The following is a 24,895-nucleotide window of genomic DNA, read 5'->3' as shown; positions in this document are numbered from 1 at the left end:
CTGATATAGGAGATGTCCATTCTAAACTAAGTGGTTTAGTTCACATTTCTTGCTTTTCTGGCGTAATTGCCGGCGTTTCTGGTGCAAACGGGCCACTTGGCTTGGGCTTTGAGCCGGGTTAAGAGGGGCGCAACGCATTCAATACCGGTTTGGGCGGAACGTCCGGGCCGCGCATACCAGGGGCTTTTCATGAGCGATACCGACAGCTTTATCGATGAGGTGACCGAAGAGGTCCGCCGCGACCGGCTTTTCCTGATGCTGAAACGCTATGGCTGGATCGGCGGCGCTGCGGTGGCGCTGATCGTTGGCGGCGCTGCCTTCCGTGAGTACAGCAAGGCACAGGACCAGGCCGCGGCCGAAGCGTTGGGGGATGCGATCACCGCGGCGCTGGAGATTGACGGCAGCGGCAGCCGGTCTGAAGCGCTGGCAGCGGTTTCGGCCGAAAGCGCAGGCGGCGCGGCTATTCTGAAGATGCTTGAAGCCGGTGCGCTGGCGGACGCGGGCAAGACTGCTGAGGCGGTGGCGCGGCTGGAAGCCGTGGCGGTCAATGGCGAGCTGCCGCTGATTTACCGCCATATCGCCAGCTTCAAGGCGCTGGCCTTGCAGTCCGGAACCCTGAGTGCAGCCGACCGGCGTCTGCAATATGAGGCGCTGGCCCAGCCTGGCGCACCGCTGTCACTGCTGGCATCCGAACAGCTGGCGCTTTTGGATATTGAAGAGGGCAACAACGAGGCCGCAATCACACGGCTCCGCGGGATTGCGGCGGATGCGGCTGTGAGTGCAGACTTGAAAGAACGTGCAACTCAGGTGATTGTGGCGCTTGGCGGCTCCCTTGAGGATGCCTCTGCGCCTGAGGGGTAAGGCGCTCCGCGGATGGGAACTTGCGGAACACGAACGGCAGACAGGGCAGGGCAATGACAAAAAACAAAACTTTCTCCCGGGCACGGGCTTTTTTGTGCGGCACCGCGGCGGCGGCAATTCTGGCCGCCTGTGCGGAAGAGGAGATCATCCTGCGCGGTGAACGCGAGGACATCCGTCCGGAGGCCGCCATTGAAGCGGTCAACCAATCCCGCGCGATTTCCTTGCCCAAGCAAGTGCCGAATGCAAGCTGGGCCCAGGGCCATGGCGCCGAGGCCGGCCGCACATCGCATCCGGCGCTGTCGGCGGCGCCGCAGCGGATCTGGTCCGCGTCCATCGGTGACGGCGACGGCCGGCGTCAGCGCATCACGGCAACACCGGTTGTCGGCGGCGGGCGCATTTACGCGCTGGACAGTGCAGCACAGGTCTCGGCGGTGTCGCCGCAGGGCCAGGTCTTGTGGCGCAGCACGCTGATCCCGGCAGAAGATGACGAGGGCCAGGCCACCGGCGGCGGATTGGCATATGATGACGGTGTTCTTTACATCTCTTCCGGCTATGGCGTGCTGACAGCGCTGGATGCTGCCGATGGCAGCCTGATCTGGCGTCAGGAACTGGATGCCACCGGATCCGGCCAGCCGCGGGTCAGCGGCGGGCTGGTCTATCTGGTCGCGGGGGATGATACCGGCTGGGCCGTCAAGGCCAAGGACGGCCGCATTGCCTGGCAAATCGAAGCTTCGCCCTCGGCGTCGAATATCCTTGGCGCGCCTGCGCCTGTGGTGACCAATGATCTGACGGTCTTTGCCTTTGGGTCCGGCGATCTGATTGCCACGTTCCGCCGCGGCGGCCTGCGGCGCTGGAGCGCCTCGGTCTCCGGCCAGCGCACCGGCCGGACCCTGTCGCGGATCAGCGATGTGACCGGTGCGCCGGTGGTCGCTGGCAAGCGCCTTTACGCAGGCAACAACTCGGGCCGCACCGTGGCGATCGATCTGGAAACCGGCGACCGGCTGTGGACCGCGCGCGAAGGCGCCTCTGGAACCGCATGGCCCGCAGGCGGCAGCCTGTTTCAGGTGAGCGACATCAATCAGCTGCTGCGTCTGGACGGCAGCACCGGCGAGGTGGTCTGGGCGGTGGATCTGCCAGGATATGTGAAAGACAAGCCGGGCAAGCGCGGCCGGATCCATGTGCATTACGGCCCCGTTCTGGCGGGCGGGCAGATCATCGTCGCCTCCAACGACGGCCTGCTGCGGTTCTTCAACCCGCAGGACGGCAGCCTGATCCGCACCGCCGAGGTGCCGGGCGGCGCCACCACCGCACCGGTTGTTGCAGGGCGCACGCTTTACGTGGTTTCCTCCATGGGTGAATTGCTGGCATACCGCTGAGCAGTGTTTCCGGGTGGCGGATGCCGCCCGGATGCGTTATGAGCCGCGTCTGAATCGCAGAAAGCTGGTCTGATGTCCTTTACCCTCGCCATCGTGGGCCGTCCCAATGTGGGAAAGTCCACCCTGTTCAACCGCCTTGTGGGCAAAAAGCTGGCCCTGGTCGACGACCAGCCGGGTGTCACGCGCGATTTGCGCGAGGGAGAAGCGCGGCTGGGCGATTTGCGGTTCACGGTGATTGATACCGCGGGTCTGGAAGATGCCACCGACAACTCGCTGGAAGGCCGCATGCGCCGCCTGACCGAGCGGGCGGTGGATATGGCCGATATCTGTATGTTCATGATCGATGCGCGCACCGGCGTGACACCGACCGATGAGCTGTTTGCCGACATCCTGCGCCGCAAATCCGCCCATGTGATCCTGGTTGCCAACAAGGCCGAAGGCAACGCCGCAGAAGCCGGTGTTCTGGAGGCCTATAGCCTGGGCTTGGGCGAGCCCCTGCGCTTGTCCGGCGAGCATGGCGAAGGGATGCCGGATCTTTATTCGGTCCTGATGCCGCTGGCAGAGAAGTTTGAATCCGAGGCGGTGGATCATTCGCCGGTCACCGATGTGGTGCTGGACGAGGAAATCGGTGAGGACGACATTGAAAGCATCCCCGAGCCGACCGATGCCAAGCCGCTGCAGGTTGCCGTTGTGGGCCGCCCCAACGCGGGCAAGTCGACGCTGATCAACAAGATCCTGGGCGAGGACCGGCTGCTGACCGGACCCGAGGCGGGCATCACCCGTGATGCGATCTCGCTGCGGATGAATTGGAACGGCGTGCCGATGCGGGTGTTTGATACGGCCGGCATGCGCAAGAAGGCCAAGGTGCAGGAAAAGCTGGAAAAGCTGTCCGTTTCCGACGGCCTGCGCGCGGTGAAATTCGCCGAGGTTGTGGTGGTGCTGCTGGATGCGGATATCCCGTTTGAGCAGCAGGACCTGCGGATTGCCGACCTGGCCGAGCGCGAGGGCCGGTCGGTTGTTGTGGCCGTCAACAAATGGGACATCGAAGACAACAAGCAGGAAAAGCTGCGCGATCTGAAAGAGGCCTTTGGCCGCCTGCTGCCGCAGCTGCGGGGCGCGCCTTTGGTGACGGTTTCGGCCAAAACAGGCAAGGGGCTGGACCGGCTGCAAGACGCGATCATGCGGGCCTATACCGTGTGGAACCGCCGGGTGCCGACCGCGGCGCTGAACCGCTGGCTGGTCGGCATGCTGGAGCAGCACCCGCCGCCGGCGCCGCAGGGCAAGCGGATCAAGCTGCGTTACATGACCCAGGCCAAGAGCCGCCCGCCCGGGTTTGTGGTGATGTGTTCGCATCCCGACAAGCTGCCGGAAAGCTACACCCGTTATCTGGTCAACGGCTTGCGCGAGGATTTCGATATGCCCGGCACGCCGATCCGCCTGTATATGCGCGGCCAGGGCGACAAGAACCCTTATAAGGGCAAGCGCGCCAAGAATGCCGGCGCTTTGGCCAAGCATTTGAATAAGCGCGGCGGCGGATCCAGCTAGGGCTGGGCGCTCCCGCCCGGCCCGCGGCATTCACAGAATACCTTGGCCCGTTGGGCCCGGCGCCGCCCTGACGGGCGGCGTTTTTGCGTTTCACAGAGGTGAGCGGCCTTTTGCCTGCCAATTCCCGGGTATCGCCTCCCTGTGTTTCCTTCCCTGCTGCAGATTGATACCCTTCAAGTTGAATGGTTTGTCCGGTGGCAGCCTTGTTTTTGTCTAAGGCGGCGTTATCTGGACATTTACTTTGGACGGGGTGCGCGGTTTGCACGGCTGTCACGCATCGGCTTTAGGGACGGGTTCATGGATCTGAGGGCACATACGCGTCAATTCACGCAACCGGATAACCGGTTGGCGTCGCTCAGCTATTTCGGCACATTTGCGGTCTATTTTGCGGCGCTTGCCGTGGCTGTAACCTATGCGGACCGCTGGTATGTGATGCTGCCGGCAGGGGTTGTTTTTGCCTTTGCCGCAGTGCGGCTGTATGTGCTGCAGCATGACACCGGGCACCATTCTCTGTTTGAAACCCGGACCCAGAACGAGATTGCGGGCCATGTGCTGTCGCCTTTCACCTTTGCGCCGTTTGAGGTGATGAAACAGAACCACAATCTGCACCACTCCAACATCGGCAACCTGGAACACCGGGAGACGGGTGAGATCCACACCATGACGGTGCGGGAGTGGGCCAAGGCCGGAGTCTGGGACCGGCTGGGTTACCGCCTGTACCGCAATCCGTTTGTACTGGTTCCATTGGGTGCGGCGTTTACATATTTCATCCGCTACCGCTGGCCCAAGAACACCGTGCGTTTTGGTGCGCTGGGAGTGGTCCTGCACAATCTGGTGATTGCCGCATTGCTGGTGCTGCTCTACCGGGCGGCGGGGATGACCGGCATCTTGGTCTGGCTGGCGTTTTCATTCCTGGGCGGCATGATCGGAGTGTTCCTGGTCTACCTGCAGCATAATTTTGAGGACACCTATTGGGACCGCCGCCCGGACCTGAACCCGCAGGTGGCGGCGCTGCAGGGATCCTCTTGCCTGGATTTCGGCTGGGTCTTCGACATGGCGGTAGCCAATATCACCCTGCATGACATTCACCACTACAACGCCCGTATCCCGTCCTACCGTCTGCGCCAGTGCCACTACAGCCTGCCACCGGAACTGGGGCTGCGCCGGATTAAATTTGGCGAAGCAGTGCGGGCGCTGACACTGAAGCTGTGGGATGAGGATAAGAAATGCCTGGTGCCCTTTCCGGGCTGATAGGGGCCTCTGTTGCAAGGGGTCGCAGCCAGCACTAATCGTCCAGGCACGTCTGATCTGGCCGCTTCGGGGAAACCGCTGCTGCACACAATCGCGGGTACCGGAGCCAGGCTTGCGGTGGTACTGCTGGAGTATGCCAAAGCTCAGACGGCTGCGACTGCCGGGCCGTGCGCACTCAATTAGAAGGAGATCCGGCCTGTGAACGGAAAGGCGCCAGAGAAGAAAACGGCCAAACCACCTGCAGATAAGGCATCTGATGGGCTGAAGGGGGAGCTGAACGCCAAGCTGGAAGCCGCCGAGGCCGCGCGCCGGGCAGCGGAGGACAAAGCGGCCAAGGCGCAGGCCAAAGCCCGTAAAGCCAAGCGCAAAACGGCGCAGCTGGCGGTGGAATTTGCAGCGGCAAGAATTAAAGCCAAGCAGAAGGCCAAGAAGGTCAAAGCGAAAGCGAAAAAAGCCATCGAGAAAGAAAAGGCAAAGGCCCAGGCTATTCTTGCAGCCAAAGGTGCCAGCAGGAAGAAGGCGAAGAAGTAACCTCAAAGCCTTGAATGAAATGAAAAAACCGGCACCATTGGGCGCCGGTTTCTGTTTTGCTTTGGCGTTTGGGTCAGGCCAGTGGTTCAGGCCAGTGGGTCAGGCCAGTGGGTCAGGCCAGCGCGCCATCGGCGGTCAGGGTCAGCTTGCCGCCCAGATAAGGTGCCAGAACCTCTGGCAGTTTGACCGAACCGTCCGCCTGCTGGCCGTTTTCCAGCACTGCGATCAAGCAACGGCCAACCGCCAGGCCGGAGCCGTTCAGCGTGTGCAGGAATTGCGGCTTGCCGCCACCCTCAGGCTTGAACCGGGCATTCATCCGGCGGGCCTGGAAATCACCGCAGACCGAAACCGAAGAAATCTCGCGGTACGTCTTCTGGCCAGGCACCCAGACCTCGATGTCGTGGGTCTTGCGGGCGCCAAAGCCCATGTCGCCGGTGCACAGCACAATGGTACGGTAGGGCAGGCCCAGGCGCTCCAGTATATCCTCGGCGCAGCGGGTCATGCGCTCATGCTCTTCACCGCTTTTGTCCGGATGTGTGACCGAGACCATCTCCACCTTCTCGAACTGGTGCTGGCGCAGCATGCCGGAGGTGTCCTTGCCGGCTGAACCGGCCTCGGAGCGGAAGCACTGGGTGTGCGCCACATAGCGGCGGGGCAGATAGCTTTCCTCAACCGTCATACCATTGACGATGTTGGTCAGTGTCACCTCGGCGGTCGGAACCAGCCACCAGCCGTTGGTCGTCTTATAGCTGTCCTCGCCGAACTTGGGCAGCTGGCCGGTGCCATACATCATCTCTTCGCGCACCAGCACCGGCGTCCAGGCCTCGGTCAGGCCGTTCTCGTCCACATGGGTGTTGATCATGAACTGTGCCAGCGCGCGGTGGATCCGGGCAACCGCACCGGACAGCACCACAAAGCGGCTGCCCGAGAGCTTGGCCGCGGTCTCGAAATCCATTCCGGGCTTAACGCCTTCGATCTCGAAATGCTCCTTGGCTTCGAAATCGAGCGTTTTGGGTTCGCCCCAGCGACGGATTTCGACGTTGTCGTCCTCATCCTCGCCCAGCGGCACATCGTCGTGCGCCAGGTTGGGAATGGTGCCAAGCATGTCGGTCAGCCGTTGGTCCAGTTCCTTGGCCTCGGCATTCATCGCCGCCACTTCGGCTTTCTTCTCGGCCACCAGTGCGCGCAGGCGTTCAAACTCGGCGTCATCGCCGCGGCCTTTGGCGGCGCCGACTTCCTTGGAGGCCTTGTTCTGCTGGGCCTGTGCGGCTTCTGCAGCCTGGATCTTGGCGCGGCGCGCCTCGTCCAGTGCCAGGATCTCGGATGACACGCCCGCATCCCCGCGCCGCGCCATAGCGGCGTCAAATGCGGCAGGGTTTTCGCGGATAGCGCGGATGTCATGCATGAGAGTCTCTCCTAGCGTTGAATTGTGATTTGAATCAGTAGGTCCATCCTATGACGCAAGGGTGAACAAAGGGGAAGAGGCGCGCGCGGTCTATGTGCAACTTGGGGATTCCAGGCACTGGGCCAGCGGATTGGACGGCCATTCCCGGCGTGGCATCCAGGCAATCCTGCAACGGCCTTTCCCGGCAGCGCTTTTGCTCTGCGCCAGCCTTGCAACCCATCCTCCCAGCGCATAGGTTCCGCTGCAAAATTCCGGCGTGAAACCTCAGGCCGCTTTGACAGAAGGAATATCCCATGGACAGTGGCGCAATCGCCCAATTTCTCCCGCTTATTCTGATCTTCGCGATCATGTACTTCCTGCTGATCCGTCCGCAGCAGAAGAAGATGAAAGAGCATCAGAAGATGGTCGACCAGCTGCGCGTGCGTGACCAAGTAGTGACCCAGGGCGGTCTGATCGGCAAGGTCTCCAAGGTCAAGGAAGACGGCGAGATTGAAGTGGAAATCGCCGATGGTGTGAAAGTGCGCGTCGTCAAGGCGACCATTGCCCAGGTGCTGAGCAAAACCGACCCTGTGTCGTAAGCTTGGACCGATAACAAACTGAAAAGGCAGGGCAATGCTGCAAATTGATCTCTGGAAGAGGGTGCTGATCTGGCTGGTATGCGCAGCAGGTCTGATGCTTGCCCTGCCAAATGGATTTTACACCCGCGTCGAACAGGCCAATGACGCCGTGGCGGATATTGAAACCAAGGGTGAAACACCGGAGCGGCTGGAGGCGGCGGGCCAATGGCCCTCGTTCCTGCCGTCCGGGCTGGTAAACCTAGGTCTCGATTTGCGCGGCGGTGCGCATCTGCTGGCAGAAGTGCAGGTCAGCGACGTCTATGAGGCGCGGATGGATGCGCTGTGGCCGGAGGTGCGTGATGCGTTGCGGCCCGAGCGCGGCACCGTCGGCACTTTCCGCCGCCAGCCGGGGCAGGCGGATCAGATTCGCGTGAAAATCACCAAGCCTGAAGGCATGGCCCGGGCGATGGAGGTCGTGCGCGAGCTGGCCAATCCGATTACCACATTGACCGGTGTGGGCGCCAACGACATTGAAGTTTCCGCCGAAGCCGGCATCCTGGTGGTGCGCTTGAGCGAGGCAGAGAAGACCGCCTCGGACGACCGCACCGTGCGCCAGGCGCTGGAAATCGTGCGCCGCCGGATCGACGAGGTCGGCACCCGCGAGCCGACCATCCAACGCCAAGGCGCTGACCGCATCCTGATCCAGGTGCCGGGCATTGGCTCCGCCTCGGAACTGAAGGCGATCATCGGCACCACAGCGCAGCTGACCTTTAACCCGGTTGTTGGCCGCGGCAGCGATGCAGATGCTGCACCGGGGATTGGCAATAAGATCATCCCGTCGCTGGATGAGGACGGCATCTACTATACCATCGAAGCTGCCGCTGTCGTGACTGGCGAGGACCTTGTGGATGCGCAGCCCTCGTTCGATCAGAACGGCCGGCCTGCGGTGACCTTCCGCTTCAACACTTCGGGGGCGCGCCGGTTCGGCGACTACACGGCGGAAAACATCGGTTCGCCCTTTGCCATCGTGCTGGATGACGAGGTCGTCTCGGCCCCGGTGATCCAGTCGCATATCCCGGGCGGCTCCGGTATCATCACCGGCAATTTCTCCATTGAGGAAAGCACCAACCTGGCTGTTCTGTTGCGCGCAGGCGCACTGCCCGCCGGATTGGAGTTCCTGGAAGAACGCACCATTGGCCCGGAACTGGGCCAGGACAGCATTGATGCCGGCAAGATCGCCACCATCGTGGCCTTTATCGCGGTGCTGGTGTTCATGGGGCTCAGCTATGGTCTGTTCGGCCTCTTTGCCAATGTGGCGCTGATCCTGAACATCGCGCTGATCTTTGGCATGCTTAGCCTCATTGGCGGTACCCTGACGCTGCCGGGCATCGCCGGTATCGTGCTGACGGTCGGTATGGCGGTGGACGCCAACGTGCTGATCTTCGAACGCATCCGTGAAGAGCTGAAGGCGGGCCGCGGTCCGGCCAAGGCGATTGACGAAGGCTACTCCAAGGCGCTGAGCGCCATTCTTGACGCTAACATCACCACATTCATCACCGCGGTGATCCTGTTCGCCATGGGCTCCGGCCCGGTGCGCGGCTTTGCGATCACCCTGGGGCTGGGTATCATGACCTCGGTATTCACCGCGATCTTTGTTACCCGCCTGATCGTTATCATGTGGTTTGAACGGCGCCGTCCGAAAACGATTGAGGTGTGATATGCGGTTGAAACTTGTTCCCGAAGGCACCTCCTTCGATTTCTTCAAACGTGCCAAGCTGTGGCTGGGCATCTCTGCCCTGATGATGGTGGTGGGCTTTGCCTCCTTCCTTCTGCAGGGGCTGAACTTCGGTATCGACTTCCGCGGCGGCACCACCATCCGGACCGAGGCGGCAGAGGCCGTGGATGTGGGGGCTTACCGCGATGCCATTGCGCCGCTTGACCTTGGAGACGTGTCAATCACCGAGGTGTTCGACCCGACGTTCGAGGAAGACCAGCACGTCGCCATGATCCGCATCCAGGCTCAGGAAGATGGCGAGGCGATCTCGGGCGAGATGATTGAAACGCTCAAGACTTCGCTGGACGCAGCAGCGCCCGGCATCAAGTTCGTGTCGGTCGAATCTGTTGGCCCCAAAGTGTCAGGAGAATTGATCACCACGGCGGTGATTGCGGTCGCGCTGGCGATTGCGGCGGTGCTTGTTTACATCTGGCTGCGGTTCGAATGGCAGTTTGCCCTCGGCGCTGTGGCGGCGCTGGTGCATGACGTGGTACTGACCATCGGTGTGTTCTCTGAACTGCAGATCAAGTTCGACCTTGCCATCATTGCGGCGCTGCTGACCATCGTCGGCTACTCGCTGAACGATACGGTGGTTGTGTTCGACCGGGTGCGCGAGAACCTGCGCCGCTACAAGAAGAAGGACCTGGCCGAGGTTCTGAATATCTCGATCAACGAGACCCTCAGCCGGACGGTGATGACCTCTGTCACCACGCTCTTGGCGCTGATCTCGCTTTATGTGCTGGGCGGCGACGTGATCCGCGGCTTTGTCTTTGCGATGATCTGGGGGGTGCTGGTCGGGACCTATTCGTCGGTCTTCGTGGCCTCCACCATCCTGCTGAAGCTGGGGGTGAAGCGCGACTGGTCGAAACAGGCAAACACCACCGGCAACCAGTTCTCGAACATTGATGCTTGAGGCTTTTCAGGCAGCCCTGCAAACGCCGGGGCTGTTCTGGCTTTTGCTGACTATTGGAGCCGCGGGTCTTGTCCGCGGCTTCACTGGTTTTGGCACCGCGATGATTTTTGTGCCCGTCGGCGCACAATTCCTGCCATCTGCGGATGTGGTGTTTCTGATGGTGCTGATGGGGGTGTTCTCCACCATCACCCTGTTCCCGCAGGCCTGGAGCAAGGCCGACAAGGCTGAAGTTGGCGCGCTGGCGATGGCCGCTGCTGTCACCGTGCCCGCCGGTTTGTGGGTCATGTCGCAATTGGATCCGCTGACCCTGCGCTGGCTTGCTGCCGGGGTGATCGGGGTGACATTGGCCGCCGTGGTTTCCGGCTGGCGCTGGCAGGGGCGGCTGGGCTGGCCCGGCCGGTTTGCCATTGGCGGCGCTGCCGGCGTTGTTGGCGGCATGACCGGCCTGACAGGACCTGTGATTATTGTTTTCTATCTCGCCAATGTGCGTGACGTGGCGCGGGTACGGGCCAATACAATTGTCTTCCTCGCCGCACTGGATGTGGTGATTGCGGTCAACCTGATCTTTGGCGGACTGGCCAGCCTGCAGGCGGTGATCCTGGCCGCGCTGCTGGGTATCCCCTATGTTGTCACCACGCTGACCGGCAAGGCGCTGTTTGATCCCAAGCTGGAGAAGCTTTACCGCTTTGCCTCCTATTCCGTGATTGCGCTGGCCGTGCTATCCAGCCTCCCGGTATTCGATTGAAAGGACCCACCCATGCGTCTGAATGAAGTGAGTTTTACCGACGCGCAGCCGATTGACGGTTATGGCGCCGGGTTCTTCCGCATCGGCGGGCAGGTGCATCAGGGGGCGGTGCTGACTTCGGCTGCGGGAACCTCCCCTTGGGGCGGTTATGCGGATGACGCGCCGCTGCTGGCTTTGGCCGGGGAGATCGACGTCCTGTTCATTGGAACCGGCGCGGAAATCGCCCATATCCCGGCAGATCTGCGCAAGGCGCTGGAGGGGGCCGGGCTTGGGGTTGAGGTGATGAACTCGCCCGCGGCCTGCCGCACCTACAATGTGCTGCTGTCCGAGGGGCGCCGGATTGCAATGGCGGCGCTGGCGGTCTGACTTTCTGAAGATGTATTTGACCTGCCGCAAAGCGGGGCGCGGCTGCATGGTCTTTTGATGCGCGGGCACAACGGGATAAGCGAACTTCATGACATTGACTGTGACGGATCTGAGCGTGGCGCGCGGAGGCATCCCGGTGCTGGAGGGGGTGAGCTTTGCGCTGGATCCTGGCAAGGCGCTGATCCTGCGCGGGCCGAATGGCATCGGCAAGACAACCCTGTTGCGCACCGTTGCCGGGCTGCAGCCGCCGCTGAAAGGCCGGGTCGATGGCGCCGAGGACCAGATCGCCTATGCGGCGCATTCCGACGGGCTGAAGCCGACACTGACTGTTGCCGAAAATCTGACTTTCTGGGCCAGTGTCTTTGGCCGCAATGGCATTGAACAGGCGTTGGACGGGTTTGATCTGCAAACCCTGCGCGACCGGCAGGCCGGTGCGCTGTCAGCGGGCCAGAAGCGCCGTCTTGGCCTCAGCCGGATGCTGGTCACGGGCCGTCCCATCTGGATCATGGATGAGCCGACGGTGAGCCTCGACAAGACTTCAGTTGCGATGTTCGCAGACGCCGTGCGGGCGCATCTGGGGCAGGGCGGCTCGGCGCTGATTGCCACCCATATCGATCTGGGGCTTGAGGCCGCGGTGCTGGATGTCGGACCCTTTAAGGCCAAGCCGCTGGCACTGGACGACTTTGACGGAGGCTTCCTGTGATTGCTCTATTGCTGCGGGACCTGAAGCTCGCCTTCCGGGCTGGCGGCGGCTTTGGCCTTGGCCTCGCGTTCTTTCTGATCGTAACGGTCATGGTGCCGTTTTCTGTCGGCCCGCAGTCCGAATTGCTGGCGCGGATCGCGCCCGGCGTTTTGTGGCTGGGCGCCTTGCTCGCCTGCCTTCTGTCCCTTGATCGCCTGCTAGCGCTGGATTGGGAGGACGGCTCGCTGGACCTGCTGGCCACCGCGCCGCTGCCGCTGGAAAGCACCGTCACCATCAAGGCGCTGGCCCATTGGATTACCACCGGCCTGCCGCTGGTGATGGCGGCGCCGGTGCTTGGCGTGCTGCTGAACCTGCCGGTGCAGGGATTTCAATGGCTGGTCATCTCCTTGTTGTTGGGCACGCCGGCACTGTCTGTCATCGGCACCTTCGGCGCCGCGCTGACCGTCGGGCTGAAACGCGGCGGTCTGCTGATGTCGCTTTTGGTGATGCCGCTGTATGTGCCGACGCTGATCTTTGGCTCCGAAGTTGCCCGCCGTGGCGCCGAAGGCATGGCTGTTCAAACACCGATGCTGCTGCTGGCCGGCATCTCCGCCGCCTCCATCGCCTTGCTGCCCTTTGCCAGCGCCGCTGTCCTGCGCGTCAATTTGCGCTAGGACATTTGCCGACGCCGTGAATTGAGAAACCCGAGAACAAGAGCTAAATAGCCAACATGTCGATCTGGGAATACGCCAATCCGAAGAAGTTCCTGACCACCACCGAAAAGGTGATGCCGGTCTTGTGGATCAGTTCTGCCGTGCTGATCAGCGCGGGGCTGATCTGGGGCTTTTTCTTCACGCCGGACGATTACCGCCAGGGCTCCACTGTCAAGATCATCTTCCTGCATGTGCCCTCGGCGTTGATGGCGATCAATGCCTGGTTCATGATGCTGGTGGCCTCGCTGGTCTGGGTGATCCGCCGCCACCATGTGAGCGCGCTGGCGGCCCGGGCCGCGGCACCTGTGGGTGTGGTGATGACGGTGATTGCCCTGATCACCGGCGCGATCTGGGGCCAGCCGATGTGGGGCACCTGGTGGGCCTGGGATCCGCGGCTGACGTCGTTCCTGGTGCTGTTCCTGTTCTACCTTGGCTACATTGCCCTGTGGGAGGCGATCGACAATCCCGACACCGCCGCGGATCTCACCTCGATCCTGTGCCTGGTCGGGTCAGTCTTTGCGGTGCTCAGCCGCTACGCGGTGAACTTCTGGAATCAGGGGCTGCATCAGGGGGCGTCGCTGTCCTTGGACGAAAAGGAAAACGTGGCCGATGCGTTTTCCAACCCGCTTTATGTCTGCATGGCAGGCTTTGTTCTGTTGTTCCTTGCGCTGGTGTTCTACCGCACGGGAACTGAAATCCGCGCCCGCCGCATCAAGGCCTTGATGGCGCGCGAACGGCTGGAGGCCTGATGCCTGATCTTGGAAAATACGCCGATACGGTGCTGTCGGCCTATGGTGCCTCGCTGCTGCTGCTGCTGGCGCTGGTGGTGCTGACAATCCTGCGCGGCCGCAAAGTGCGCCGGGAAATGGAAACCTTGGAAACCCGGATGAAGCGCAATGGCTAAGATCTCTCCGCTGATGGCGGTCCCCGGTATCGTGTTTGCGGGTTTTGTCGGTCTTGCCCTGGTGGGCATGTTCCGCGAGGATCCCAACAGCCTGCCGTCCGCCCGTGAAGGCCAGCCCGCGCCGCCGGTGGTTCTGGACGAATTTCCCGGCAAGGAAATGTTCAGCGATGCCACCCTGCGCGACGGCAGCGTGAAGCTGGTGAACTACTGGGCCAGCTGGTGCGCGCCCTGCCGGGCCGAGCATCCGAACCTGGAGGCACTGTCCAAAGAGGGGATCCCGGTCTATGGCGTTAACTACAAGGATCAGCTGGCCAATGCTGAGGGGTTCCTGAATGAGCTGGGCGATCCCTACGCTGCGATCGGCCGGGATGAGAAAGGCCGGATGGCTATTGACTGGGGCCTTTATGGGGTGCCGGAGACCTATGTGGTGGATGGAAACGGCAAGATCGTGCTGCGGTTCGCCGGCCCGATCACCCAGCGGGTGATCGAAAGCACATTGCGCCCGGCAATGGAAAAGGCGGCGGGCCAGTAGACAGGCGTCCGCACCTTAGCCCGGGTCATGCAGGGTGAAGTTGCGCAAATCCGGTTCCTTCGCCGACAGCGCAAAGGCAAGCTGCAGATCTTCCTGCTTTGAACGCCAAATCAGATACTCGCTGAACGCCTCCGCGTCGGTCCATCTTTGAAAGACCGAAATCTCGTCCCGGTCCGGGGCGAGCAGGGTTTCGGCTTGCAAGCATCCCGGAAAGCCGCGGACCGCCGCCACCATCTGTTTCACAAGAACTGCCAGCTCGGTGTATTTACCGGGCAGCGGGTGCAATTGAATGATCACGGCTTCCGTCACGAAACGCTCCATGTTGCAGCGGGCAGGGCCAGCTTGACGGGAATCAGGAAATTTCTGGTAAATTTACGCTAGCGTCAACCGAAAATGCTGAGATCCAGCGTCAGACCTGTTCCCAGCCAGATCGCGTGATCCCGATGATCCGCCAGGGCGTCGCCGGTTTCCGGATGGGCAAAGACAATCAGGCCGTCGCGGTTCAATGCCAGCCAAGGCAGCAGCTTGAAAAACTGCTCGGGGCTGGCCGCCAGCTGGCAGGACCATCTAGGGTGCGGTCCGACGGGTTTTTCATGCATGCGTCCCATCTCTGCTCCAAAGAGACCGGCAGCGCGCTGGCAAAGAGTGCGGGCCTGCGCAACGGTGCTTTCGTCAAAGTAGATGTGGGCGTGATAGCCTGTGATGCTGTCTGAGTGTTTCATGCCACCACTTTTTCCGGGGTGTCCGTCCAAGGCAATCCGCAGATTGCGAACAGCCAGTGTGCAATGAAAGGCAGAACCCGGCGGCGCGGGCGCCATGCCGCGCTTTCAATACAAAGGCCGGGGCCTTATGGCACCGAAAAAGTCCGGAAGTCCTGCTCCCGCCGCATGGTGGCGCTGCGGGCGTCCAAATCGCCGCGGTCGGCACGCCAGACCAAGTATCGCTCCAAATGGTCGTTGGACTCCCATAGGTGGAAAATGGCGATTTCAAAACGCGCGCGGCTAATGCCGACATGGGCTTCAATGCAGCCAGGAAAACGGCGTGTTTCCGGAACCATGTTCATAACCGCCTCAACGTGTTCGTCAAAGGTGTCTGCATCCGGGTAAATGACTGCTATTACAGCTTCTTTCATGTTTTGAGACCCGGCCAGTGAAGAAATGTCGCGAGGGATAAAAGATGTATTCGAAATCGATGTTCACACAACTGAACCGGGCGGTATAGCAGGTATTAGCGTCAGGGGGATATCGCTGTGGTTGTGCGCGCCGGGCCGGCAGAACGCTAAATCCCATTACAGGTTCTTTCATTTAACTGTGGGATAGGTTGGAAGCTTATGGCAAGCAGGAGCGGCAATTTGCAATGCCGTTAAGCAGAATACCGCCCGCATGGAGAAGGCCAGGAGAGTGGAAAAGCCAACCGGGTTCATCAAAGTGCTGCTGGCATGCTTTGCTGCCCTTTGCGGGCTGGCAGACACTGCGCGTGCCGACACTGTACTGACCTTCTGCTACGACCCCTATCCGCCTTATACGCTGGGATCCGGCGGCATTCCCGGCGGCGGGCTGAAGGTCAAGCTGCTGGAGGCCGTGACGGACCGGATTGACGGGCTAAGGGCTGTGGTTGTTTTGCTGCCTTGGCAGCGCTGCCTAGCACAGGCTGAATCCGGGGAGGCCGACGGCATCCTTCCGTTGTTTAAATCCACCGCGCGCGCTTCCTATCTGGCCTTCACAGAGCCGACCTTTCTGCAGACCAACACATTCTGGTACAACCGCGAGCGCTATCCGCAAGGGCTGGAACTTGACGAAGGATATTCGCGGATTTCCCGGCTGCGGCTGGGAATGGTGAATGGCAGCGTGATTGATCAGGAGATGGAACGCGCCTTTGAAAACAACAACCGGATCGTTCGCGGCGGCGATGTGGAAGGCCTGATGCAAATGCTGCTGTTTGATCAACTGGATCTTATCGCAATTGATGATGTGGTCGGACGGTACCACGTCGTGCAAAACGGCTGGCAGGACAGAATTGCGGCTGTTGCCACTCCGATTTCCAGCACCTATTCGCATTTCGGCCTCTCGCGGAGTTCTGGTGCAGATGCTTATCTGGATGTGTTCAATCGGGCGATTTCCGAATTGCAGGCAGATGGCACGATTGCAGAGATCCTGAACAGCACCACCTTCGCCCGGTAGCCCGGACACATTGCTTTAACCCTGACGTAAGAAGGGCGCCCGCTAGGGCGCCCTTTAACATCTTCTCTTAGCTGTCTTACGACTTGGCCAGGTTGCGCAGCACATAGTGCAGCACGCCGCCATGTTCGATGTATTCGATCTCAGGTGCTGTATCGATGCGGCACTTCAGAGTGATCTCTTTCACCGAACCATCCGCCATGGTGATCGCACAGGGCACTTCCTGCAGCGGCTGGATGGTGTCCAGTCCGCTGATCGATACGGTTTCCTCGCCGGTCAGGCCCAGCGATTTGCGGCTGTCGCCACCGGTGAATTCAAACGGGATCACACCCATGCCAACCAGGTTGGAGCGATGAATACGCTCAAAGCTTTCAGCGATCACAGCCTTGACGCCCAACAGCGCGGTGCCTTTGGCCGCCCAGTCGCGCGAGGAGCCCGCGCCGTACTGTTCGCCGCCGAACACCACCAGCGGGGTGCCTGCTTCCTGATGCGCCATCGAGGCATCAAAGATCGAGGTCTGTTCGCCATCGGGGCCTTTGGTGTAACCGCCCTCAACACCGTCCAGCATCTCGTTCTTGATGCGGATGTTGGCGAAAGTGCCGCGCATCATGATCTCGTGGTTGCCGCGGCGCGAACCATAGGAGTTGAACTCGCGCGGCTGCACCTGGCGCTCCAGCAGGTACTGGCCTGCGGGCGTGGTGGTTGCGAACGAACCCGCGGGCGAGATGTGGTCGGTGGTGACCATGTCGCCCAGAACCGCCAGAACCTTGGCGTCTTCGATGTTCGAGATGGTGCCCGGCTCGGTACCCATGCCCTGGAAGTAGGGCGGGTTCTGGATATAGGTCGACGCGGACGGCCAGTCATAGGTTTCCGCATCGGTGGTCTCGACCGCCTGCCATTTCTCGTCGCCCTTGAAGACGTCGGCGTATTTCGACTGGAACGCCTCGCGGGTGACGGTCTGCTCAACCAACTCAGCAACTTCCTGGGTCGAAGGCCAGATGTCTTTCAGGTAGACGTCATTGCCGTCGTTGTCCTGGCCCAGCGGGTCGTTGGTCAGGTCGATGTTCATGTCGCCTGCCAGCGCATAAGCCACAACCAGCGGCGGCGAGGCCAGGTAGTTGGCGCGCACATCCGGGCTGATGCGGCCTTCAAAGTTGCGGTTGCCCGACAGCACAGAAGTGGCCACCAGATCGCCCTTGGCGATGGCGTCGGACAGCTCTGTTTGGATGGGACCGGAGTTGCCGATACAGGTGGTGCAGCCATAGCCAACCAGGTGGAAGCCGATCTTGTCCAGGTCCTCCTGCAGGCCGGCGGCCTCCAGATAGGCGGACACAACCTGCGAACCCGGTGCCAGCGAGGTCTTGACCCAGGGCTTGCGGTTGAGGCCCAGAGCCGCAGCTTTGCGCGCGACCAGGCCAGCCCCGATCATCACATAGGGGTTCGAAGTGTTGGTGCAGGAGGTGATCGACGCGATCACAACCGAGCCGTCGCGCAGGGCATAATCTTCGCCCTCGACTTGCTGTGATTTGCGCGGATCGGCAGCAGCGACGGGGGCCGGGCCTTCTGCGGCCATCTTTTCGGCGCCTGCCTCGGTGTCGATACCGCGGTATTCGCTGACAACATCCATAAAGGCTGTGGAGGCCTGATCCAGCGGAGTGTAGTCCTGCGGGCGTTTCGGGCCGGAAATGGCAGGCACGATAGTACCCATGTCCAGGCTCAGGGTGTCGGTGTAGATCGGCGCATAATCTGCGCCGCGCCAGAAACCGTTTTCCTTGGCGTAGGCTTCGACCAGGGCGATGCGGTCCTCGTCACGGCCGGTGTTTTTCAGGTAACGCAGGGTCTCATTGTCGATCGGGAAGAAACCGCAGGTGGCGCCGTACTCAGGCGCCATGTTGGCGATGGTTGCCCGGTCTGCCAGCGGCAGCCGGTCCAGGCCGGTGCCGTAGAATTCGACGAACTTGCCCACCACGCCCTTGGCGCGCAGCATTTCCACCACTTTCAGAACCAGGTCGGTGCCGGTGGTGCCTTCGACCATCTGGCCGGTCAGTTCAAAGCCGATGACTTCGGGGATCAGCATCGAAATCGGCTGGCCCAGCATTGCGGCTTCGGCTTCGATGCCGCCAACGCCCCAACCCAGCACCGCGGCGCCGTTGACCATGGTGGTGTGGGAGTCGGTGCCGACCAGGGTATCCGGATACGCGACTTCCTCGCCGCTCTGGTCGGTGTCGGTCCAGACGGTCTGAGACAGGTATTCCAGGTTCACCTGGTGGCAGATGCCGGTGCCGGGCGGCACAACGCGGAAGTTGTCAAAGGCGTTCTGGCCCCACTTCAGGAACTGGTAGCGTTCCATGTTGCGCTCATACTCGCGGTCGACGTTCATCTGGAACGCACGCGGGTTGCCGAATTCGTCGATCATGACAGAGTGGTCGATGACCAGGTCAACAGGGACCAGCGGGTTGATTTTGGCAGCCGAACCTTTCAGGCCGACGATACCGTCGCGCATGGCGGCCAGATCCACAACGGCGGGAACGCCGGTGAAATCCTGCATCAGCACACGGGCCGGGCGATAGGCGATCTCGCGCGGGTTTTTGCCGCCCTGGGCGCCCCATTCGGCAAAGGCCTTGATGTCATCGGTGGAGACGGAAAAGCCGCCATCCTCAAACCGCAGCATGTTTTCCAGCACCACCTTCAGCGCGGCGGGCAGCTTGGAAAAATCGCCAAAACCGGCTTCGGTGGCTGCGGGAATGGAGTAGTAAGAGATCGACTTGCCATTGACGCTGAGCGTTTTGCGCGCTTTGGCATTGTCCTGTCCGACGGTGATAGGCATGTTTGGCCTCCCTCAAGGATTTGAAATCGGGGAATTCGCTGCCTGCTAAATGCATGAGGAAGATTAAGCATTCAATAGCCCAATCGCCGCAGGGGGCGTTTTTGTATGCAATAGTACACATTTTTTGCGGTCCGACGCCGCCTCCTCGTTCAAACCCGGCTCAAAAATGATTGATTGGCGTATTTGCAGGCACATCTTTAGACCAGAAGCCTAACAAACGAAGCGGGCGATTCATGAAACTTCTGGCGTCGATCATTGCAGCTTGGGGCCTGGCCCTGCCGGTTTACGGCCAATCCGCTGCGGAACCTGTGGTGGTAGAGCTTTATACATCGCAAGGGTGTTCATCCTGCCCGCCGGCCGACGCATTGCTGCATAAGCTGGCTGCGCGCGAGGATGTGCTGCCGCTGGCACTGCACGTGGACTACTGGGATTACATCGGCTGGAAGGATCAATTCGCCAAACCGTCCCATACCAAGCGTCAAAAGGGCTATGCGCATGCGGGCGGCCGCAGGATGATCTATACGCCGCAGATGATCATCATGGGTCAGGATGATGTGGTCGGCGCCGATGCTATGAAAGTGACTGATGCCATCGGCAAACATCAGTCCCAGCCGCGCCCGGTCACGCTGTCGGTTGAGCGGAGCGGCGGGGATCTGGTGATCCGGCTGCAGCCGCGGGTGCAGATGGGGGACGCGCGGCTGCTGGTGCAGCTGGTGCGCTACACGCCCGAGAGATCCGTCAAAATCACCCGCGGTGAACTGGCCGGTAAGACCTTGAGTTATGCCAATGTGGTGGAAGACTGGCAAATCGCTGCGGAATGGGACGGGGCGGGGGATTTGGAACTGTCAGTTCCGGTGCCGGGAAACCAGCCCGCGGCGATACTGGTGCAAGAGGCGCCATTCGGCCGTATCATTGCTGCGGCCCGTGCCGAATAGCTGCCTGAATCAGCCTGCCTCGGGTTGTGCCTTCTTGCCGGGTTTGGGCAGCGGCACATAGGGTTTCCAGCGGCGGTGGATCCAGAACCATTGGCCGGTGTGCTTGCGCACGATGACTTCCAGATCTGCGCTCAACGCTTTTGTCATGGTGAGCGGATCTGAATGCGGAATTTCCGCACTCATCACAATCTCGAAATCCAGACCGTTGTCCTGGCGCACCGCGTAAACAGGGATGACAGCAGCGCCGAATTTCAGTGCCAGTTCGGCCGGCACGGTGGAGGTGACCGCAGGCTTGCCGAAGAAGTCGATCAATTCGCCGCCCTGAGCGTGCAGGTCGGTGACGATGGCGGCGATGCCTCCCTTTTTCAGGTGCCGGACCAGCTCGACCATGCCGCGCTTTCCCTGCTCGAACAGGGGCTCGCCGTTGCCCTTGATGGCCGCCACGTAATGGTCGTTGAAATAAGGGTTGGCCATACGGCGGTAAAGCGCACCCATCTCGAAACCACGGGCAAACAGCGCCGCGCGGGCAGCGTCGTAGTTGCCGAAATGCGCCGTCGCCAGCAAGACCGGGCGTCTTGCCGCGCGGGCCTCTTCCAGCGCTTTCAGGCCGGGGCCGGTAATGGGTGCTGCCTTGGCGCGGTCGTGAAAAGGGGCGCCGGCATAGATTTCGGCTATCATCCGGCCCGCATTGTCGCTGACATCCCGGTAAAGCGCGCCGGGATCAATTTCTGACAGCTCGGGGCTGACAAGATCCAGGTTATTGCGCACCCGTTTGTCGAACCCTGCCAGCCGGCCCATGGCGGTCACCAGCCGCCCCATCATCGGCACCCTTAGCCTATAGGGGATCAGCCGGGTGCCGACCAGCAGCCCGCGCAGAAACAGGTTGCTGCCAAAATATTTGACATGGCTCCAGGTGGAGAGCTCGGAAGGATCTACGGGCATGGCGTCTGGATGGCTGCGGCGCGGGAATGCGCCCGGAAGCCCGCATCATACGCAGCCGGACCGGCAGGTACAAGCCGCCCGCAGGCGCGGGCAGAATGGTCTGCGCGCCTGCCGCACCGGAATACGCGGCGGATCTTAGCCGCCGTCCTCCTCATCCTCGTCGGATTTCAGATCGATCTCGCCTGTTGCTACCAAATCGCGCATGGCCGAGATGATCATGCTGAACGCCGCCTCGCCATCGCTGCGCTTGACCTTGCCGCGCTCGCCCACTTCTTCGCGGATGTTGTCGGCCATCCGGCTGGACATGTTCTTGAGCAGGAATTCGTTGGTCGCAACGTCTTCCTCGTCGGTGGCAAAGGCCATTGCCGTGACCAGATCCGGCTGCGACAGTACCCGCATCAGCTTGGGCACGTCGATTGCCTGCATCCGTTCGCCGATCAGCGCATAGGTGAAGATCGCCTTGCGCACCTTGGTGGCAAAATCCTCATCTTCTTCATCCAGCGCCGTCAGCACCTCGTCGCGTTTGGCCGCTGCCGCCTCGGTCAGAATACCGCCAAGACGCTGGCCCGGGGTCTCATCAAAGGCAAGATCGGGCCGGGCTTCGACCTGGGCGGCAAGCGACAGGCCGATCCGGTCCACGGTGTCGGGCGTCACATTGGCAGTGTGGCTGACAGCATAGGTGATGCGGCGGGCAATCGGGCCAGGCAGATGCACCAGCATTTGCGCCGCCTTGGCGGTGTCCAGCTTGGACAGCAGAACCGCAGCCACTTCGGTGCTTTCCGCCTCGGCCAACCCGGCCAGATCTTCGGGCGGCAGCTGTTTCAAGCGCTCCCAGGGATCGCCGAACTGGCGCACACCGGCTTCTTTGCGCAGGCGGCTGTGGGTGTGGCGGCTGATCTTGCCTTGCATGGCATTCAGCGCACCGGCCAGGCCATTGGGGAAATGCAGGCCGATATTGTCCAGCAGATCGGCAAATTCGCCCGCGACCGCGTTCAGCGTGTCGCGATCGACAATGCTCATCTTGCCCATCTGCTGGGTCAGCTCCAGCTGCAGGTCGTCCGGCAGCTCCTCCAACGGGATTTCCGCGCCTTCATTCAGCAGCAGCCGGACGATGATGGCGGCCTTGGCTTTGCCGCTCAGCCCGCTGCCGCCCCCCGCGCCCAGAGGGGCCGGGGCACCGAATCCGCCCAGATCCGGCCCGCCAGAAGCCATCGGAAGCGCCAGCATGTTGTCTTGAGGCATTCTCGCACCCTACCAAAGATTCTTCTTGATCATGGAGGCCAGGATACGCCGCAAGCCGTAAAGAAAGGCTGAAGCTAGTAGCTGTAGGATGCACCTGTTTCCAAGGCGTTGCGCAGCGATGCTTCGGCCCAGCTGCCGTCACCGCCGCGTGCCTTGATCTCTTTCCACTGTACCAGGGCTGCGCCGTATTTTCCCTGTTCCACAAGGCCTTGCCCCATATACGAACGGGCAAGGATGTTATCCGGATCGCGTGCCAATGCCTGATCATAATAGGCCTGCGCCACGTCCAAATTGCCCAGTTTGCGGTGGGTGAACCCCCAATAGGTCAGCACTAGCGAGTCGTGCTGGTCCGCCATTGCACCCAGCACCGCCTGCGCGTCCTCCTGACGGCCGGCATAGGCCAGCTCGCGCACGGCGCCCAGCAGCTCTTGCTGGTTCAGCGAGGATTTCTTGGGCCGCACGCAGCGTTTCTTCTGGTCGTCCCAAACCCGCTTGCCTTTGCACTCCTTGGTGGTCTGGGTGGGTTTCGGCGGGTTCCAGTCGTTGCCGCTTGCGGCAAAAGCCGTCATTGGCAGGGTCAAGGCAGCGGCGAGAGCAAAATAACGCATGTCGTCATCTCCAGATGCATAAATTCGTGATCAATGTACCCTTACAACCCGCGGGCCGGCCAATTTATTCATATCAAATATGCGTTTTTGAAAACTTACGGACTGCAAACAAAAAAACGCCCCGCCGGGTGGCGGGGCGCTGAACACCGGAAAACAGGCCGGCTTACTCGCCGAACACCCGGCGGAAGATCGTGTCGACATGTTTGGTGTGATAGCCCATGTCGAATTTCTCGTTGATCGCCTCTTCGCCGAGGGCGGCAACCACGTCTGCATCCGCCAGCAGCAGCTCGCGGAAGTCAACGCGCTCTTCCCAGACCTTCAGCGCGTTGCGCTGCACCATGGCATAGGCGTCTTCGCGGTTGACGCCGGCCTGGGTCAGCGCCAGCAGTACCCGTTGGGACATCACGAGCCCTGGGAATTTATTCATGTTGTCCAGCATGTTCTCGGGGAACACCAGCATCTTGTCGATGACGCCCGCCAGACGGTGCAGGGCAAAGTCCAGGGTGACCGTCGCATCGGGGCCGATGCCGCGTTCCACGGAGGAATGCGAGATGTCCCGCTCGTGCCACAGCGCCACGTTTTCCATCGCGGGCACAACGGTCATGCGGACCAGACGCGCCAGACCAGTAAGGTTTTCGGTCAAAACCGGGTTCTTCTTATGCGGCATTGCCGACGAGCCTTTCTGGCCCATCGAGAAGAATTCGGCACCTTCCAGAACCTCGGTGCGCTGCATATGGCGGATTTCCACGGCAACGTTTTCGATCGACGAGGCGATAACGCCGAGGGTGGCAAAGAACATCGCGTGGCGGTCGCGCGGGATCACTTGGGTGGAGATCGGCTCAGGCCGCAGGCCAAGCTGCTCGCAGACGTGGTCCTCGACCGCCGGGTCGACATTGGCAAAAGTGCCGACCGCGCCGGAGATCGCGCCGGTCGCCACTTCCCAGCGGGCCTTTTCCAGGCGGTTCTTGTTGCGGTCCATCTCGGCATAGAAGCGGGCAAAGGTCAGACCCATAGTGGTGGGCTCGGCGTGAATGCCGTGGCTGCGGCCGACGCGGACGGTGTTCTTGTGTTCCAGCGCGCGTTTCTTCAGCGCCGCCAGCAGCTTGTCCATGCCGTCCAGCAAAATGTCGGCGGCACGCACCAGCTGCACGTTCAGGCAGGTGTCCAGCACATCCGACGAAGTCATGCCCTGATGCACAAAGCGGGCTTCTTCAGAGCCGACATGCTCAGCCAGGTGGGTGAGGAAGGCGATGACGTCATGTTTGGTGACGGCTTCAATCTCGTCAATCCGGGCGACGTCGAAGTCCACGTCTTTGGCTTTCCAAACGGCGTCAGCGTTTTCGCGCGGGATCACACCCAGGTTGGCCATGGCTTCGCAGGCGTGGGCTTCGATTTCGTACCAGATCTTGAATTTGGTCTCGGGCGACCAGATGGCGACCATTTCAGGGCGGGCATAGCGGGGGATCATGGGCGAAAGCACCTTTATGTGATTGTGCAGCAGATGCCCGGCCTATTAGATCAGGTAAGGCAAGACGGCAAGGCTGGGAGACGGACATGAGGCACATTGCCCTGATGATTGCGGTATCATTGGCTGTTTCGCCGCTATCGGCGGCAGAATGGCGGGTGTTGAACGCAGAGGATGTGCAGGCCGCGCTGGAGGGGCGCAAGCTGACTTACGGCAGCGGTGCCTGGCAGGAGTTCCGGGCATCAGGCCGGACGTTGTACAATGCCGGTCATGACAGCTGGGGCTCTTGGGGTGTGCGGGACGGCAAATATTGCTCCACATGGCCGCCGTCGGACCTATGGGCCTGCTTCGTGCTGGAAAGCGATGGAGAGGCTTTTAGGTTTGTTGGTGAAAGCGGTGACATCACCATTGGCCGTTACTCTGACTAACTCCAATGGCGGTCTCCCGCCTGCGCTGCGGCCTTCTGGCAAAGGCCTGCCGCAGTTGGGCCCGGCGCCGCGCCTTGGCGCGGCGCCGGGCCCTAGGCCGCTGCCGTTGCAGGTTT

27 protein-coding genes are annotated in these 24,895 nt (G+C 61.3%); 18 read left to right on the top strand and 9 right to left on the bottom strand.

The genetic code is table 11. The features are described 5' to 3' along the window. Positions 1–189 precede the first annotated feature (189 nt). The 5 genes from A2I95_RS01500 (at position 190) to A2I95_RS01480 (ending at position 5,564) form a co-directional block, all read left to right on the top strand. Positions 190–861, top strand: a complete 672-nt coding sequence (locus tag A2I95_RS01500) for a hypothetical protein (protein ID WP_291727089.1) — start codon at positions 190–192, stop codon at positions 859–861. A gap of 53 nt (positions 862–914) precedes the next feature. After that, positions 915–2,237, top strand: a complete 1,323-nt coding sequence (locus A2I95_RS01495) for a PQQ-like beta-propeller repeat protein (RefSeq protein WP_291727087.1) — start codon at positions 915–917, stop codon at positions 2,235–2,237. Positions 2,238–2,309: 72 nt separating this feature from the next. After that, positions 2,310–3,782: a ribosome biogenesis GTPase Der gene (gene der, locus A2I95_RS01490; RefSeq protein WP_291727086.1), complete on the top strand. Its 1,473-nt coding sequence runs from the start codon at positions 2,310–2,312 to the stop codon at positions 3,780–3,782. A gap of 297 nt (positions 3,783–4,079) precedes the next feature. After that, positions 4,080–5,033, top strand: a complete 954-nt coding sequence (locus A2I95_RS01485) for a fatty acid desaturase (RefSeq protein WP_291727083.1) — start codon at positions 4,080–4,082, stop codon at positions 5,031–5,033. A gap of 198 nt (positions 5,034–5,231) precedes the next feature. Next, entirely contained in the window at positions 5,232–5,564 is a 333-nt protein-coding gene (locus tag A2I95_RS01480; protein WP_291727081.1) for a hypothetical protein, read from the top strand. 112 nt (positions 5,565–5,676) lie between these two features. On the opposite strand, the gene serS is transcribed toward A2I95_RS01480, so the two are convergent. Further along, complete coding sequence (gene serS, locus A2I95_RS01475) at positions 5,677–6,969, bottom strand: serine--tRNA ligase (RefSeq protein WP_291727079.1); 1,293 nt, start codon at positions 6,967–6,969, stop codon at positions 5,677–5,679. A 293-nt stretch (positions 6,970–7,262) separates the two neighbouring features. Between serS and yajC the strand changes: the two genes are divergently transcribed. The 10 genes from yajC (at position 7,263) to A2I95_RS01425 (ending at position 14,155) form a co-directional block, all read left to right on the top strand. After that, positions 7,263–7,547: a preprotein translocase subunit YajC gene (gene yajC / locus A2I95_RS01470; RefSeq protein WP_027259182.1), complete on the top strand. Its 285-nt coding sequence runs from the start codon at positions 7,263–7,265 to the stop codon at positions 7,545–7,547. Between the two features lie 34 nt (positions 7,548–7,581). Next, entirely contained in the window at positions 7,582–9,243 is a 1,662-nt protein-coding gene (gene secD, locus A2I95_RS01465) for a protein translocase subunit SecD (RefSeq protein ID WP_291727076.1), read from the top strand. Position 9,244: 1 nt separating this feature from the next. Continuing rightward, positions 9,245–10,213, top strand: coding sequence for a protein translocase subunit SecF (secF, locus tag A2I95_RS01460; RefSeq protein WP_291727072.1), 969 nt, complete (start codon positions 9,245–9,247; stop codon positions 10,211–10,213). Continuing rightward, on the top strand, positions 10,206–10,958 hold the full coding sequence (locus A2I95_RS01455; protein ID WP_027259179.1) for a TSUP family transporter: 753 nt from the start codon (positions 10,206–10,208) through the stop codon (positions 10,956–10,958). The genes secF and A2I95_RS01455 overlap by 8 nt, the downstream gene beginning before the upstream one ends. A gap of 12 nt (positions 10,959–10,970) precedes the next feature. Further along, positions 10,971–11,324: an Mth938-like domain-containing protein gene (locus A2I95_RS01450; protein ID WP_291727065.1), complete on the top strand. Its 354-nt coding sequence runs from the start codon at positions 10,971–10,973 to the stop codon at positions 11,322–11,324. 88 nt (positions 11,325–11,412) lie between these two features. Beyond that, positions 11,413–12,027: a heme ABC exporter ATP-binding protein CcmA gene (ccmA, locus tag A2I95_RS01445; RefSeq protein ID WP_291727063.1), complete on the top strand. Its 615-nt coding sequence runs from the start codon at positions 11,413–11,415 to the stop codon at positions 12,025–12,027. Beyond that, positions 12,024–12,680, top strand: a complete 657-nt coding sequence (ccmB, locus tag A2I95_RS01440; protein ID WP_291727061.1) for a heme exporter protein CcmB — start codon at positions 12,024–12,026, stop codon at positions 12,678–12,680. Before ccmA ends, ccmB begins: the two co-directional genes overlap by 4 nt. 56 nt (positions 12,681–12,736) lie before the next feature. After that, positions 12,737–13,468 carry a heme ABC transporter permease gene (locus tag A2I95_RS01435; RefSeq protein WP_291727059.1) on the top strand — a complete coding sequence of 244 codons (732 nt, stop codon included), beginning with the start codon at positions 12,737–12,739 and terminating at the stop codon, positions 13,466–13,468. After that, positions 13,468–13,623, top strand: a complete 156-nt coding sequence (gene ccmD / locus A2I95_RS01430; protein WP_035920135.1) for a heme exporter protein CcmD — start codon at positions 13,468–13,470, stop codon at positions 13,621–13,623. Before A2I95_RS01435 ends, ccmD begins: the two co-directional genes overlap by 1 nt. Continuing rightward, positions 13,616–14,155 carry a DsbE family thiol:disulfide interchange protein gene (locus A2I95_RS01425; RefSeq protein WP_291727053.1) on the top strand — a complete coding sequence of 180 codons (540 nt, stop codon included), beginning with the start codon at positions 13,616–13,618 and terminating at the stop codon, positions 14,153–14,155. Before ccmD ends, A2I95_RS01425 begins: the two co-directional genes overlap by 8 nt. A 15-nt stretch (positions 14,156–14,170) precedes the next feature. On the opposite strand, the gene A2I95_RS01420 is transcribed toward A2I95_RS01425, so the two are convergent. From A2I95_RS01420 to A2I95_RS01410, 3 genes are all read right to left on the bottom strand, one after another. Then, entirely contained in the window at positions 14,171–14,464 is a 294-nt protein-coding gene (locus A2I95_RS01420) for a putative quinol monooxygenase (protein ID WP_291727050.1), read from the bottom strand. A 74-nt stretch (positions 14,465–14,538) separates the two neighbouring features. Then, positions 14,539–14,877: a DOPA 4,5-dioxygenase family protein gene (locus A2I95_RS01415; RefSeq protein WP_291727047.1), complete on the bottom strand. Its 339-nt coding sequence runs from the start codon at positions 14,875–14,877 to the stop codon at positions 14,539–14,541. A 125-nt stretch (positions 14,878–15,002) separates the two neighbouring features. Next, a complete protein-coding gene (locus A2I95_RS01410) occupies positions 15,003–15,287 on the bottom strand; it encodes an antibiotic biosynthesis monooxygenase (protein ID WP_291727045.1) in 285 nt (94 codons plus the stop codon). Positions 15,288–15,555: 268 nt separating this feature from the next. Between A2I95_RS01410 and A2I95_RS01405 the strand changes: the two genes are divergently transcribed. Beyond that, complete coding sequence (locus A2I95_RS01405; RefSeq protein WP_291727043.1) at positions 15,556–16,335, top strand: ABC transporter substrate-binding protein; 780 nt, start codon at positions 15,556–15,558, stop codon at positions 16,333–16,335. A gap of 76 nt (positions 16,336–16,411) precedes the next feature. Here the strand turns inward: A2I95_RS01405 and acnA are convergent, their stop codons facing one another. Further along, the gene (gene acnA / locus A2I95_RS01400; RefSeq protein WP_291727041.1) at positions 16,412–19,159 is read right to left on the bottom strand and encodes an aconitate hydratase AcnA; all 2,748 of its coding nucleotides are present in this window, start codon (positions 19,157–19,159) and stop codon (positions 16,412–16,414) included. 233 nt (positions 19,160–19,392) lie between these two features. Here acnA and A2I95_RS01395 point away from each other — a divergent pair, with 233 nt between their 5' ends. Next, entirely contained in the window at positions 19,393–20,094 is a 702-nt protein-coding gene (locus A2I95_RS01395; RefSeq protein ID WP_291727039.1) for a thioredoxin family protein, read from the top strand. Between the two features lie 9 nt (positions 20,095–20,103). Here A2I95_RS01395 and A2I95_RS01390 read toward each other — a convergent pair whose 3' ends face one another. The 4 genes from A2I95_RS01390 to purB all read right to left on the bottom strand — a co-directional run bounded on the left by A2I95_RS01390 (position 20,104) and on the right by purB (position 24,354). Next, positions 20,104–21,036: a lysophospholipid acyltransferase family protein gene (locus A2I95_RS01390; RefSeq protein WP_291727037.1), complete on the bottom strand. Its 933-nt coding sequence runs from the start codon at positions 21,034–21,036 to the stop codon at positions 20,104–20,106. Positions 21,037–21,171: 135 nt separating this feature from the next. After that, positions 21,172–22,278 carry a FliG C-terminal domain-containing protein gene (locus A2I95_RS01385; protein WP_291727035.1) on the bottom strand — a complete coding sequence of 369 codons (1,107 nt, stop codon included), beginning with the start codon at positions 22,276–22,278 and terminating at the stop codon, positions 21,172–21,174. Positions 22,279–22,352: 74 nt separating this feature from the next. After that, on the bottom strand, positions 22,353–22,886 hold the full coding sequence (locus A2I95_RS01380; protein WP_291727032.1) for a tetratricopeptide repeat protein: 534 nt from the start codon (positions 22,884–22,886) through the stop codon (positions 22,353–22,355). Positions 22,887–23,049: 163 nt separating this feature from the next. Continuing rightward, on the bottom strand, positions 23,050–24,354 hold the full coding sequence (purB, locus tag A2I95_RS01375) for an adenylosuccinate lyase (protein ID WP_291727030.1): 1,305 nt from the start codon (positions 24,352–24,354) through the stop codon (positions 23,050–23,052). A gap of 86 nt (positions 24,355–24,440) precedes the next feature. Here purB and A2I95_RS01370 point away from each other — a divergent pair, with 86 nt between their 5' ends. Continuing rightward, positions 24,441–24,779 (top strand): hypothetical protein, encoded by a 339-nt coding sequence (locus A2I95_RS01370; protein WP_291727028.1) that lies wholly within the window; start codon positions 24,441–24,443, stop codon positions 24,777–24,779. The last annotated feature ends 116 nt before the right edge of the window (positions 24,780–24,895 follow it).

This window comes from Leisingera sp. F5, from assembly GCF_001593695.1.
Note: the sequence above shows the minus strand (reverse complement) of the source record. Positions and strands in the feature narration are given on the sequence as shown.

What these genes read in the sequence shown, in the direction of transcription:
- A2I95_RS01500 (WP_291727089.1), top strand. Translation starts at nt 190, where the DNA reads ATGAGCGATACCGACAGCTTTATCGATGAGGTGACCGAAGAGGTCCGC.
- A2I95_RS01495 (WP_291727087.1), top strand. Translation starts at nt 915, where the DNA reads ATGACAAAAAACAAAACTTTCTCCCGGGCACGGGCTTTTTTGTGCGGC.
- der (WP_291727086.1), top strand. Translation starts at nt 2,310, where the DNA reads ATGTCCTTTACCCTCGCCATCGTGGGCCGTCCCAATGTGGGAAAGTCC.
- A2I95_RS01485 (WP_291727083.1), top strand. Translation starts at nt 4,080, where the DNA reads ATGGATCTGAGGGCACATACGCGTCAATTCACGCAACCGGATAACCGG.
- serS (WP_291727079.1), bottom strand. Translation starts at nt 6,969, where the DNA reads ATGCATGACATCCGCGCTATCCGCGAAAACCCTGCCGCATTTGACGCC.
- yajC (WP_027259182.1), top strand. Translation starts at nt 7,263, where the DNA reads ATGGACAGTGGCGCAATCGCCCAATTTCTCCCGCTTATTCTGATCTTC.
- secD (WP_291727076.1), top strand. Translation starts at nt 7,582, where the DNA reads ATGCTGCAAATTGATCTCTGGAAGAGGGTGCTGATCTGGCTGGTATGC.
- secF (WP_291727072.1), top strand. Translation starts at nt 9,245, where the DNA reads ATGCGGTTGAAACTTGTTCCCGAAGGCACCTCCTTCGATTTCTTCAAA.
- A2I95_RS01455 (WP_027259179.1), top strand. Translation starts at nt 10,206, where the DNA reads ATGCTTGAGGCTTTTCAGGCAGCCCTGCAAACGCCGGGGCTGTTCTGG.
- A2I95_RS01450 (WP_291727065.1), top strand. Translation starts at nt 10,971, where the DNA reads ATGCGTCTGAATGAAGTGAGTTTTACCGACGCGCAGCCGATTGACGGT.
- ccmA (WP_291727063.1), top strand. Translation starts at nt 11,413, where the DNA reads ATGACATTGACTGTGACGGATCTGAGCGTGGCGCGCGGAGGCATCCCG.
- A2I95_RS01435 (WP_291727059.1), top strand. Translation starts at nt 12,737, where the DNA reads ATGTCGATCTGGGAATACGCCAATCCGAAGAAGTTCCTGACCACCACC.
- ccmD (WP_035920135.1), top strand. Translation starts at nt 13,468, where the DNA reads ATGCCTGATCTTGGAAAATACGCCGATACGGTGCTGTCGGCCTATGGT.
- A2I95_RS01425 (WP_291727053.1), top strand. Translation starts at nt 13,616, where the DNA reads ATGGCTAAGATCTCTCCGCTGATGGCGGTCCCCGGTATCGTGTTTGCG.
- A2I95_RS01415 (WP_291727047.1), bottom strand. Translation starts at nt 14,877, where the DNA reads ATGAAACACTCAGACAGCATCACAGGCTATCACGCCCACATCTACTTT.
- A2I95_RS01410 (WP_291727045.1), bottom strand. Translation starts at nt 15,287, where the DNA reads ATGAAAGAAGCTGTAATAGCAGTCATTTACCCGGATGCAGACACCTTT.
- acnA (WP_291727041.1), bottom strand. Translation starts at nt 19,159, where the DNA reads ATGCCTATCACCGTCGGACAGGACAATGCCAAAGCGCGCAAAACGCTC.
- A2I95_RS01395 (WP_291727039.1), top strand. Translation starts at nt 19,393, where the DNA reads ATGAAACTTCTGGCGTCGATCATTGCAGCTTGGGGCCTGGCCCTGCCG.
- A2I95_RS01390 (WP_291727037.1), bottom strand. Translation starts at nt 21,036, where the DNA reads ATGCCCGTAGATCCTTCCGAGCTCTCCACCTGGAGCCATGTCAAATAT.
- A2I95_RS01385 (WP_291727035.1), bottom strand. Translation starts at nt 22,278, where the DNA reads ATGCCTCAAGACAACATGCTGGCGCTTCCGATGGCTTCTGGCGGGCCG.
- A2I95_RS01380 (WP_291727032.1), bottom strand. Translation starts at nt 22,886, where the DNA reads ATGCGTTATTTTGCTCTCGCCGCTGCCTTGACCCTGCCAATGACGGCT.
- purB (WP_291727030.1), bottom strand. Translation starts at nt 24,354, where the DNA reads ATGATCCCCCGCTATGCCCGCCCTGAAATGGTCGCCATCTGGTCGCCC.
- A2I95_RS01370 (WP_291727028.1), top strand. Translation starts at nt 24,441, where the DNA reads ATGAGGCACATTGCCCTGATGATTGCGGTATCATTGGCTGTTTCGCCG.